Origin of the sequence: Acinetobacter sp. FDAARGOS_724, from assembly GCF_013364475.1 — a bacterium.
Taxonomy (GTDB): domain Bacteria; phylum Pseudomonadota; class Gammaproteobacteria; order Pseudomonadales; family Moraxellaceae; genus Acinetobacter; species Acinetobacter variabilis.
The window spans coordinates 807,876-819,899 of record NZ_CP054908.1 but is presented as its reverse complement, the minus strand read 5'-3'; the positions used below and the strand labels follow the sequence as shown (position 1 = coordinate 819,899).

The 12,024-nt window shown below is 43.9% G+C and carries 10 protein-coding genes and 1 riboswitch; of the genes, 2 read left to right on the top strand and 8 right to left on the bottom strand.

The window, feature by feature from the left end:
• Positions 1-340 precede the first annotated feature (340 nt).
• Together FOC32_RS05220 and FOC32_RS05215 are read left to right on the top strand one after the other, a co-directional pair.
• A complete protein-coding gene (locus FOC32_RS05220) occupies positions 341-1,126 on the top strand; it encodes a putative porin (protein WP_004781512.1) in 786 nt (261 codons plus the stop codon).
• Positions 1,127-1,298: 172 nt separating this feature from the next.
• Positions 1,299-2,051 carry a putative porin gene (locus tag FOC32_RS05215; RefSeq protein WP_004781510.1) on the top strand — a complete coding sequence of 251 codons (753 nt, stop codon included), beginning with the start codon at positions 1,299-1,301 and terminating at the stop codon, positions 2,049-2,051.
• A gap of 59 nt (positions 2,052-2,110) precedes the next feature.
• On the opposite strand, the gene recJ is transcribed toward FOC32_RS05215, so the two are convergent.
• The 8 genes from recJ to FOC32_RS05175 all read right to left on the bottom strand — a co-directional run bounded on the left by recJ (position 2,111) and on the right by FOC32_RS05175 (position 12,022).
• Positions 2,111-3,814 carry a single-stranded-DNA-specific exonuclease RecJ gene (gene recJ, locus FOC32_RS05210; protein WP_005232665.1) on the bottom strand — a complete coding sequence of 568 codons (1,704 nt, stop codon included), beginning with the start codon at positions 3,812-3,814 and terminating at the stop codon, positions 2,111-2,113.
• 2 nt (positions 3,815-3,816) lie between these two features.
• Positions 3,817-4,473, bottom strand: coding sequence for a pyridoxamine 5'-phosphate oxidase (gene pdxH, locus FOC32_RS05205; protein WP_004781507.1), 657 nt, complete (start codon positions 4,471-4,473; stop codon positions 3,817-3,819).
• Positions 4,474-4,488: 15 nt separating this feature from the next.
• The gene (gene glmM / locus FOC32_RS05200; RefSeq protein WP_004781506.1) at positions 4,489-5,820 is read right to left on the bottom strand and encodes a phosphoglucosamine mutase; all 1,332 of its coding nucleotides are present in this window, start codon (positions 5,818-5,820) and stop codon (positions 4,489-4,491) included.
• A gap of 122 nt (positions 5,821-5,942) precedes the next feature.
• On the bottom strand, positions 5,943-7,409 hold the full coding sequence (guaB, locus tag FOC32_RS05195; protein ID WP_004781504.1) for an IMP dehydrogenase: 1,467 nt from the start codon (positions 7,407-7,409) through the stop codon (positions 5,943-5,945).
• Positions 7,410-7,669: 260 nt separating this feature from the next.
• Positions 7,670-8,035, bottom strand: a complete 366-nt coding sequence (locus FOC32_RS05190; RefSeq protein ID WP_082188697.1) for a YkgJ family cysteine cluster protein — start codon at positions 8,033-8,035, stop codon at positions 7,670-7,672.
• Between the two features lie 98 nt (positions 8,036-8,133).
• The gene (locus FOC32_RS05185; protein ID WP_005232678.1) at positions 8,134-8,931 is read right to left on the bottom strand and encodes an MBL fold metallo-hydrolase; all 798 of its coding nucleotides are present in this window, start codon (positions 8,929-8,931) and stop codon (positions 8,134-8,136) included.
• Between the two features lie 181 nt (positions 8,932-9,112).
• Complete coding sequence (locus tag FOC32_RS05180; protein ID WP_004781499.1) at positions 9,113-9,691, bottom strand: TMEM165/GDT1 family protein; 579 nt, start codon at positions 9,689-9,691, stop codon at positions 9,113-9,115.
• A gap of 17 nt (positions 9,692-9,708) precedes the next feature.
• Positions 9,709-9,906, bottom strand: a riboswitch (yybP-ykoY riboswitch).
• A gap of 88 nt (positions 9,907-9,994) precedes the next feature.
• Positions 9,995-12,022: a 2-oxo acid dehydrogenase subunit E2 gene (locus tag FOC32_RS05175; protein ID WP_005232681.1), complete on the bottom strand. Its 2,028-nt coding sequence runs from the start codon at positions 12,020-12,022 to the stop codon at positions 9,995-9,997.
• Between the last annotated feature and the right edge of the window lie 2 nt (positions 12,023-12,024).

Here is a 12,024-nt window from a genome sequence, read left to right as displayed (position 1 = left end):
AATATTATTTTTAATACTTTCTCATTCTATTCTTAAATATATTTCGCTGTATTTTTATACTCGGTTTTTGATTCATTTTAAAACCCTAAAACCCATACAAAACAAGATAAAAAATAGCATTTTCAATACATTCCACAATATCTACACATTTTTAATAAAACAAAACATTTCATTTTTAGTTTTTAAATTCAATTAGTTATTAAATGAAAATTACATAATATTACCTTACTCACAATGTAGTAACTTTCCTTTGATTGACGATTATTGGAATTGGTCTAGACTTAAAGTTGTAACAAAAAGTGTATTAATTTTAGCCATATTTTCAGAGGGGAGTATCCGCATGAAAAAACTAGCAATCGCTTCAGCATTACTTTCAGCCGTAGCTCTTACAGGTACAGCAGCTCATGCTTATCAAGTAGAAGTGGGTGCATCTGCAGGCCTAACAGACCCGGATAATGGTAGCTCAAGCGGCTCTTTTGGTGTTGATGGCACATACTACTTTAATCCAGTTGAAACACGTAATGCACCATTAGCCGAAGCAGCCTTCCTTGATCGTGCAAGTAATGTGAAAGCTCAATATCAATATGATGATTACGACTCTTCAGAACGTCACCGTTATGGTGTAGGTGCTGAATACTTCGTACCAAACTCAGATTTTTATTTGAGTGGTAGCGTAGGTCGTGATGATTCTAAATACGACAATGCACCTGATTTTGACGAAACCGTTTATAGTGCTGAAGTCGGTTATTTACCTGCACCAGGTCTGTTAATTGCAGCAGGTGTGAAAGGTTATGACAATGACTATGATGACGGTGTAGATCCAACTTTACGTGCTAAATATGTGACTACCTTAAGCAATGGTAAAGACATTAACCTTGAAGCTGGCGCTGCCTTTGGCGACCTAGATGAGTACAACTTAAAAGCTGACTACTTCATCGACAAAACTTTAAGTGTTGGTGCTGATTATCAAAGCAAAGACAATGGCCCTTATGACTCAAATGAATTTGGTGTAAGTGCACGTAAATTCTTTAATGAACAAGTAAGCTTGGAAGGTCGTGTAGGTTTTGGTGAAATTGGTAACCAAGACTACAACAAATTTGGTCTAGCTGCGAAATACCGCTTCTAATCCAAACTAAGAAATTTCATTATAAAAAACCCATCTTCGGATGGGTTTTTTATTGCACTTTAAACAAGCATTTAGGTAGTTTTTGCACATTGACGGGGCGATTATTATCTGTACAATTTGTTACAACTGTTCATCAAACAGTCATATTTTTATAACAAAGAGAGGACTCTAAATGCTTAAGAAACTTACTCTTGCTACAGCACTTATTGCTAGCCTAGGAACTGCTCACGCTTATCAAGCTGAAGTAGGCGGTACGATTGCTCTGGTTGATCCAGACAATGGGGATACTTCTACTGGTTTCGCAATTGATGGAACTTACTACTTCAATCCAGTTCAAGTTAAGAACTCGCCTCTTAATGAAGCAGCATTTTTAAATCGTGCAAGCAATATTAATGCAGCGGTTTCTTATATTGATTATGATTTATTTGATGTGACTACATTTAATGTAGGTGTTGAATATTTTGTTCCAAATTCAGATTTTTATGTAAGTGGTAATATTGGTCAATCATCTACTGATACACCAATTGGTGATGATGACACAACTATATACTCAGCAGAATTAGGTTATTTACCGGTTCCTGGTCTATTACTGGCTGTTGGCCTAGCTGGTTATAACAATGACGCAGGCGATGATGTAGATCCAACCTTACGTGCCAAATATGTTACTCAAGTCGGTCAATATGACATGAACTTTGAAGGTGGTGCAAGCTTCGGTGATCTTGATGCTTATAGCCTCGGCGCAGATTTATATTTAGACAAAACCTTCAGCGTTGGTCTGGGTTACTCTGATTCCGATATTGATAATAGTGATGTCTTCACTATTCGCGCGAAGAAATTCTTCAATCAGCAAGTTAGCCTAGAAGGTTCAATTGATTTTGCTGACGAAGGCAATATCTTTGGTGTACGTGGCGCATACCGCTTCTAATCTGCAAGATTAAAAGTTAAAAAAACCGCTCAATTGGGCGGTTTTTTTATTTGAATAATTTATTGCTCCAGATGAGCAATTCGCATTTGCAGGCTGACATTGCCATTAAAGACATTTTTATCCAGTTCATAGACCAGACGTACATGCTGCTTCATTGGATCAAATTTGTATTTATCGATAGCATTAAAGGCAATCGCATCCATAACCTGTCCACTCTCTAAAGCAACACGTAATTTCAGATGTACATCCTTGAGCCAGCGGTAATCCAGAATCTTAAAGATGCCTTCAAAAATTGGTTGAGGAAACTTTTGCCCCCATGGACTTAAGTTTTGCAGTAAATCGACTGTTTCAATTTGGAAAGCTGATGCCGGTAGTTCCCCATCAGTCCACAGCGTAGCAGTAAATAGGCTTTCATCCATCTCTGCAATCAGCTGTTCAAAGACCTGTTTAAATTCAGCAAAATGCTGCTTTTTAATGGTTAATCCCGCTGCGGCCGCATGTCCACCGAAATGGCTGACCAGATGCGGATACTGCTCTGCTATCCGTTCAATGCTATCCCGGATATGAATCCCTTCAATGGAACGTGCTGAACCTTTGATATGAATACCATCTTCATCAGCAGCAAAGACTATACTTGGACGATGGAACTGTTCTTTTAAACGCCCTGCTACAATCCCGATCACACCCTGATGCCAGTGCTGTTCAAACATGATCAGTGCGGCAGGCAAAGTATTCTCATCGAGCTGGATTTTTTCCAGTTCAGTCAAAGCTTCCTGCTTGATTTTGCCTTCTACCTGACGACGTTCGACATTCAGTTTATTCAGCTGTTCTGCGAGTGGATAAGCGGTTGCCAGATCCGAAGCGAGCAAACACTCAATCCCGATATCCATGGTTTCCATACGACCCGCTGCATTAATACGTGGACCAAGTACAAAACCCAGATCCTGCGCTTTGAGCGTGGCAGCATCACGACCAGCAATTTCCAGCAAAGCACTGATACCAGGTCGGCAAAGATGCTGCTGAATCCGTTTTAAGCCAGCATCCACCAGAATACGGTTGTTATAGTCCAGACTTGCAACATCTGCATAAGTGCCTAAAGCCACTAGATCCAGATAATTGGTAATAACCGTTGAAGATTTACCGAGCTTTTTACGATGAGTCGATAGATTCGCCAAGACATAAAAAGCTACCCCCACTCCCGCCAAGGCCTTACTTGGAAAATCACAACCTAACTGATTGGGATTGACTACAGCTTCTGCTGCAGGTGTAGGCTTGGTGGTTAAGTGGTGATCGGTAATAATCACCTGCATACCATGATCCTGCGCCTGCTTCACACCTTCATGACTGGAAATCCCGTTATCCACCGTAATTAAAAGATCCGGCGTAAAATTGGCAAAAGCCAGATCTGCAATCGCAGGTGTCAGGCCATAACCATACTTAAACCTATCAGGAACCAGATACTCAACATGGGCACCCATATCACGCAGGGCTAAAACCATCAGTGTTGTACTGGTCGCCCCATCAGCATCATAGTCACCGACAATTACGATTTTCTGGCCAGTATCTATAGCCTGATCAATTAGCTGAATTGCTTCCGGCAAGCCTTTCATGGTCGGAGCCAACAGATGCTTGAGTTTAAGCTCCAGCTCCTGTTCAGATTCCACACCACGGCGTGCCAGAATGTCAGCTACAAATGAAGGCACGCCCTGAAAAGATTCAGGGCGTGTCAGTAAAGGTCTTTGCTTGATTTCAAGTTTAGGCATTGTTATGGCATCAATCGTTGTAGTTTCCACGCCCCATCGATTTTTTCATAACTCAGGCGGTCATGTAAACGGTTTGGACGGCCCTGCCAGAATTCATAATAATCTGGCTGCAAACGATAGCCGCCCCAAAATCCCGGTTTATCCAGCTCTTCCTGATTGGCGACCTGCTGATGCAGATCCCAGAAACGTTGCTGTAGTTCTTCACGACTCGCAACCATACCGCTTTGCGGGGTACTGATATGAGCAGCGATCTGACTTTCACGTGGACGTTTATGATAATAGTCAGTTGATTCTTCTTCCGAAATTTTAACTACCTTTCCGCTAATCCGGATCTGACGTTCCTGTTCCTGCCAGTAAAACAGTAATTCTGCATACGGGTTTTCGGCCAGATCCAGACCTTTCTGACTATCATAATTGGTATAGAAATCATAACCCGCTTCAGTGGCACCACGCAGCAACACTGTGCGCACATGCGGACGACCCTGTGCATTTGCGGTTGCCAATGACATGGCATAGGGTTCATGCAGCTGTGCAGCAAGTGCATGGTTAAACCACTGCAAAAACTGCATATGCGGGTTGGGATTGACCTGATCTTCGTGTAGCTCGCCTTTTTGATAGTTCAGACGCAGTTCGCTTAGATCCTTAATCAGATCGCTCATTTACTCTTCCCCCATTTAAGCGGCGTTGGCACGTACCGCATCAGCCAATGAATTTGCCAGTGTGGTCACCTCTGCAAGATCCTCACCCTCAACCATGACACGGATCACCGGTTCAGTCCCTGATTTACGGATCAGTAAACGGCCACGGCCTTTGAGCTGCTCTTCAGCTTTGTTAAATTCTGCGGTCAAAGCAGGCACTGAGTACGGGTCAAACATGGTATTCAGACGTACATTCACCAAGACATTTGGCAATAATTTAAAATCAGCCACTAACTCGTGCAGTGCTTTCTTCTGCTCGACCATCACGGTTAAGACTTGCAGCGCAGCAATAATCGCATCGCCTGTGGTGCTCTTGTCTAAAGTCAGGATATGGCCTGATGGCTCACCACCAATCGACCAGCCTTTTTCTTCCAGACCTTGCAGTACATAACGGTCACCGACTTTAGCACGTAGCAGCTCTACTCCGGCTTTTTCCAGCGCCAGTTCCAGCGCCATATTGCTCATCAAGGTACCGACGATACCCGCCGGCTTGTTTTTTGCCTGAGTCGCGAGGATATACAAAATATGATCGCCGGTAATTTGCTCACCGTTTTTATCGACCATGATCACACGGTCTGCATCACCATCGAAGGCTATGCCTAAATCAGCCCCATGCTCAACCACTGCTTTTTGCAGATTTTCTGGATGAGTCGAACCACAGTTCTCATTGATATTCAGACCAGTCGGTTCGTCATAGATGGAAATGACTTTTGCACCCAACTCACGGAAAACCGCAGGGCCAACGCTGTAAGCTGCACCATTGGCACAGTCAACAACAATGGTTAAATCATTCAGGTCTAAATGGTATGGGAAGGTTGATTTACAGAATTCGATATAACGGCCATTGGCATCTTTCACGCGGAAACTTTTACCCAAGTTCGCGTTATCTTCTATCACCAGTTCTTTTTCCAGCTCCTGGTTGATCTCATCCTGCAAAGCATCAGGCAGTTTTTTGCCTTCACTCGAGAAAAACTTAATCCCGTTATCAAAATATGGGTTATGTGACGCAGAAATGACAATGCCGAGGCTGGCATGCAAAGCACGGGTCAAATGGGCAATGGCCGGCGTTGGCAAAGGTCCAAGCAGATGCACATAAACACCTGCCGCATTGAGTCCTGCCTGTAGCGCAGATTCCAGAATATAACCCGATAAACGGGTATCTTTACCCAGTACCACCAATGGTTTGTTTTTTTTGCTATTTCGTTTTAATACTTTTCCTGCCGCAAAACCTAATTTCAGGGCAAATTCAGGTGTAATCGGTAACTCACCAAATTTTCCACGAATACCATCGGTACCAAAATAACTCATGCTTTGTCTCACTTCTTAGCGGGTGATTTACATCATCCTTTTTCATTGTGCAACACTGTACACCAAAACAAAAAAGCCGTCATGAGGATGACGGCTTTTTTAGAGTAAACAATCAGCGAAAGTTAGCCCATACGGTAGTTTGGCGCTTCTTTAGTGATGGTTACATCATGCACGTGAGACTCAGACATACCGGCAGATGTGATTTTCACAAACTTGGCATTTTGACGCAGATCATCAATGGTTGTAGAACCGGTATAGCCCATAGAAGAACGCAGACCGCCCATCATCTGATGCACGATATTGCCCATTGGGCCTTTGTACGGTACGCGACCTTCAATACCTTCAGGAACCAGTTTTTCAGCACCGGCTTTAGAGTCCTGGAAGTAACGGTCAGCAGAACCAGTCGCACCAGCCATCGCACCCAAAGAACCCATACCACGGTAAGCCTTGTAGTAACGGCCCTGGAAGAATTCAACTTCGCCCGGTGCTTCTTCAGTACCCGCCATTAATGAACCTACCATGATGGTACTTGCACCAGCGCCAATCGCTTTGGCCATATCGCCAGAGAAACGGATACCACCATCAGCAATCAATGGAATCTGTTCTTTCAATGCACGTGCAACAGAATCAATTGCAGAGATTTGTGGCATACCAATACCAGCCACGATACGAGTCGTACAGATTGAGCCAGGACCGATCCCTACTTTCACTGCGTCCGCACCCGCATCAAGTAATGCAAGCGCAGCATCACCAGTGGCGATGTTACCGCCGATCACTTGAACTTGTGGGTAGTTCTGTTTCACCCAGCGTACACGCTCGATCACACCCGCAGAGTGACCATGTGCAGTGTCCACAACAATCACATCTACACCAGCATCAACCAGTGCTTCTACACGGCTTGGTGTTTCAGCGCCAGTACCGACTGCTGCACCTACACGTAGACGACCTAAATCATCTTTACAGCTATTTGGATAAAGTTCCGCTTTACGGAAATCAGTCACCGTGATCAAGCCTTTTAATTCGTTGTTTTCGCCAACAACGATCACTTTTTCAATACGGTTTTTTTGCAATAAGGCCTGAATGTTTTCTTTCGATTCGCCTTCACGCACAGTCACCAGACGGTCTTGACCTGTCATGATATTACTGACCGGCTGTTCCAGATTGGTTTCAAAGCGTGTATCACGGCCTGTCACGATACCCACCACTTTACCGTCTTTAACTACGGGCACACCGCTGATGTTATTCGCTTGAGTCACAGCGATCAGTTCACGTACTGTAGTTTCTGGGGTAACTGTGATCGGATCTTTCACCATACCGGCTTCAAATTTTTTCACACGGCGTACTTCTGCGGCCTGGGCAGCAATATCCATGTTCTTGTGCAAAATACCGATACCACCATTTTGTGCCATCGCAATTGCCATACGTGACTCAGTCACAGTATCCATAGCTGCTGAAACAAGTGGGATATTCAGGTTAATGCCGCGAGTCAGGCGTGTCTTTAGAGAGACATCTTTTGGGAGAACAGTAGAGTAGGCAGGGAGTAATAGGACATCATCGAAGGTTAACGCGTCTTGAACGATGGTCAACATAACAGTCTCACTGGTAATTTCCGTGCGCTATTATAAACAAATTTAGCTCTAAATTTCATTGCAATTGCAAAATTTATTTTGTCTAAATCTGGACTTAGATTTAATCCGAATATCTAAACCTGTAAATTTGACTATTCAATCAACAATTTAAATATGCCAGAGCGGTCATCATATTTATTCGGTTTACAAAATCCCCTACTAATTTTTTCTCCCATAAAAAGCAGAGTCCATACCCTGCTTTTTAAATCTTGAGTTTGGATTTAGCTCACCCGTTCGAAATTATCATCATTTTCGGCTTCATCCGGCTCAATCTGGATGAATGGAATCATATTGTGTGCCATCCGTGCCTTATTGCACTGGGCATCAGCAATCTGAACTTCTTTACAGGATGAGCTACGTAGTTCGTACATGCCACAACTCACCTGTTCGCCAATGCTACCTTCGAGCGCAATACAACGCGGATTTTTTTGATTGGTTCCCGCCATGCATGAATAGACGGAAGTGACAGGTTCAGTATAGTGCTCAGGCATGGGAATCCCCTCTGCCCAATAAAATGAAACCCTGAAATAGGCGCAACATGCGCCACAACTTAAACATGCATCTTGTGTAGGAACTTGAGACAACATTTCTTATAAATTCTCGTCATCAAAAACAATTTTTTGCAGGCGGAAAATATAAAAAATGTTGTTTTTCTACTCAAGAAAAAATTTAAAATTTTCTTGAACTATTCAGGACAAGTAAAAACAGTTTCATCCATTAAATCAGTGCCACATTCCAGTGTTTCAATCCAGTCCAGAAACTGGTTAATCTGTTCTTTACCCACAAATGGTGTTCCATGCTGCGGCACAATCATGTCGACATCCATGGTACGTACCATCTGCACCCATAAACGAATCACCTTGTTATTGCACATGTAGCGTTGGTGAAATCCCTTCATTTTCGGAATGTGCGCCGCAAAATTTTCCAGTGGCTTTGAAGCATCCTCGACCATTGACGCGCCCATATCACCAGAAAACAGGATCTTGGCAATCGGGTCATAAAACTGGAAATTACCGACTGAATGTAAAAAGTGTGCTGGAATGGCAATAATGCTGGATTGACCGAGTGGAATGATCTGACCATGATCCGGCAATTCAACCAGACGATCCAGCCAGTTACCTTTCATACGGTCACTCATAAAGGCTGAATTCAGATGCGGTAAGAAACGCGCCCAGAGCTTGGAAGCTACGACTTTGGCTTCGGTATAGACCAGCCAGCGCGGCATGGACGTAATAATGTCCGGATCCTGATGCGATGCCATCACATAATCCAGATTGCTTAACCGGGTATAGCGGTTCAGTTCCATGGTCAACGGTACATAGGTCAAATCACCACCCGGATCAAGTACTGCAGCACGCTCATTATCAATAATCAGGAATTGGTTTGCCTGTACACCTTCACCTTTTACCAAGCTGGTAAAACTGATGCATTTATGCGTTCCATCATCATAAAGTACTTGTGATGTAGTACGTTCAAAAGCCATGCCCATTCCCCAAAATTTTTATGTAAAAAATGTATATTCTATAGGTGAATAACATATATTTATTTAGAGAAACTTACAATAAAAATCAGATCAATATTATCTATAATATCAGTTAATTAAGTCACATTTTTAGGCAAAAAATCCCGAGCAATTAGCTCAGGATTTACGATATCTTTAACACTCAAAATAAATAGTGTTGTGCCAATGCTGCCAGACCAATTATTAAGAAAACCAAAGCGCCAATTTTATGAATGAGCGAAATTGGTAATTTTTCTGCCAATTTATTACCAATAAATACCGCTGGTGCATTTACCAACATAATACCGATCGTAGTACCCAAAGTGACCCAACCAATACTGTCAAAGCGCGCGGCTAAAGCGACTGTTGCAATTTGAGTTTTATCGCCGATTTCTGCCAAGAAAAACAACACAAATGTGGCACCGAATACCCCATATTTTTGCCATTTATTGATACTTTCTGATTCATCATCCAATTCATCGGGAATTAACATCCACACCGCCATCGCAATAAAACCAAGCGATACAATCCACAGCAAGACTGTTGGGCTAAGCACTGTGGTGATCCATTGACCTAAGACTGCGGAAACGCCATGGTTGACGACTGTCGCCAAAAAGATTGCGAAGAGAATTGGAACAGGTTTACGAAAACGTGCGGCAAGTAATAGAGCAAGCAGTTGCGTTTTATCGCCCATTTCAGATAAGGCAACAACAGCTAATGAGATCAGAAAAGCAGAAAGCATGATGTGTTTCTCTGGCCAGCAATTTACATACCTATGACTCACCCCTCCTGCCAGCCATATCTGCAGAGTGGTAAATCAAAGGTCTTGCCAACAAAAGAAAGCTTCGAGAAGCTCATTTGGTTCTTTGCTATGATGACCATGCCCTGTTGAGCAAATATGTTGACCATCACCCTTCTGCTTTGCGCAAAAGGCGGCTACTCCCCAATGAAGTGCGCTCATTATAGCCAACCGTGTTTATATTTACAAATTGTCATATTAAAAAACCCTGCCGAAGCAGGGTCTTTATTTTTAAACATTCATGAATCAGATCAAGAGCGTACGAATATCCTTTAATAACTTGGTCAGCTTATTGGTAAAGCGTGCAGCATCTGCGCCATTAATTACCCGATGATCATAAGATAACGACAATGGCAGCATCAGACGTGGATCAAAGCCCTCACCATTCCATACCGGTTGCATAGTTGCTGGAGAAATACCCAGGATCGCCACTTGTGGCCAGTTCACCAACGGCGTAAATGCTGTACCACCAATTGAACCCAAGCTGGTAATGGTAAAATTCGCCCCTTGCAGATCTTTAGGTGACAATTTCTTGTCACGCGCTTTCTGGCTTAACTCACCCAGCTCAATAGCAATCTGCTTAATCGACTTCTGGTCCGGGTTACGTAATACAGGAACAGTCAAGCCATCTGGCGTCGCAACCGCAATGCCCATATGGATCTCATTACGTAGCAAAACTGATTTACCATCATCAGACAGGTGACCGGCAAACTCGCGCTCTTCTTTAAGCAGATAAGCCACAGCCTTGATAATGAAAGCCATAATGGTCAGGCCAATACCTTCTTTCTTGAAGTTGCCTTTCAGCTCATTACGCCAAGCTTCCAGCTCAGTGATGTCTGCTGCATCAAACTGGGTCACTTGTGGGATGTAGTTATTTAGCGATAACTGCGGAATCGAAACCTGTTGCAGACGCGTCAAAGCTTTCTCTTCTACCCCACCAAAAGCACTGAAATCAGGCAGTTTTGGCAAGCCTGCAGGAGCTGCAGCTGCCGCAGGTGCAGCTGTTGTTTGCGGTGCAGTCAGACGATCTTTCACATACGCAAACAGGTCTTCTTTCATTAGACGCTCATGCGGGCCAGAAGCTTTCACTTCTGCCAATACCACACCCAGTTCACGAGCCAGTTTACGCACAGCAGGACCGGCATAAACTTTGGCATTGGCAGCATTCTGCTCTTTGCTAAGCTTGTCTGCACTATGCATTTCAGGCGTCACAGCAGCAGTGTCAGCTTTTGGCGCTGCGGCTGGTGCAGGCGTAGCTTTAGCTGCAGGTGCTTCTGATTTTTCCGCTGGAGCAGCAGGTGCTGCTTGTCCTTCAGCTTCAATCGTAATCAGTGCCACGCCTTCAGAAACATTCTGGCCCAGCTCAACATGAATCGCCTTAATCACTCCGGCAGTCGTGCTTGGCACTTCTACTGTCGCTTTATCTGACTCGACCACAATGATGCTCTGATCTTTTTCAACCGTATCACCGACCTGTACCAGAATTTCTGCTACAGCTGCCTTGTCTACACCCAAGTCAGGTACTTTTACTTCAATATCGCCTGCAGGGGATGCCGCCTGTTGTGGTGCTGTTTCAGTTTTGACTTCAGGTGTTGCTTGAGCTTTTGGCTTTTCTTCCGCTTGAGGCGCTGCTTGCTCAGCAGCTGGTGCCGAATCTGTAGTTTTCACTGTCAGAATCAGCACTCCTTCTTTGACTGAATCGCCCTCCTGAATATGAATCGCCTCTACAGTACCAGCAACTGTACTTGGTACTTCAACTGTCGCTTTATCAGATTCAACCACGACCAGGCTTTGATCAACTTCAACTTCATCGCCAACCTGAACCAGAATTTCACCCACCAGGGCCTTTTCTACACCAATATCCGGCAATTTCACTTCTACAGTAGATGTAGAAGTCGATTGAGAGGACTGTTCATTTTGACTAGAGGCTTTGGGCTGATGTGTCGCCACTTCCTGCAGGATTTCCTCATCAGGCAATTCAGTTGGGGTATTTTCCGAAGTTTTGTCAGCAGCATCAGCTTCCTGACTTTCTACCGTACCGGCATCATCTTCAGCCTGCAGTTCGATCAGGACAATACCTTCAGATACTTCATCACCCTGATTGATCAGGATGCTTTTAACTACACCTGCTGAAGTGCTTGGCACTTCAACAGAGGCTTTATCTGATTCCAGCAGCACAATACTTTCATCTACAGCGATGGTGTCACCCACCTTCACCAGGATTTCTGCCACAGTTGCCTTATCTACACCAATATCTGGAGTCGTAATTTGCATGA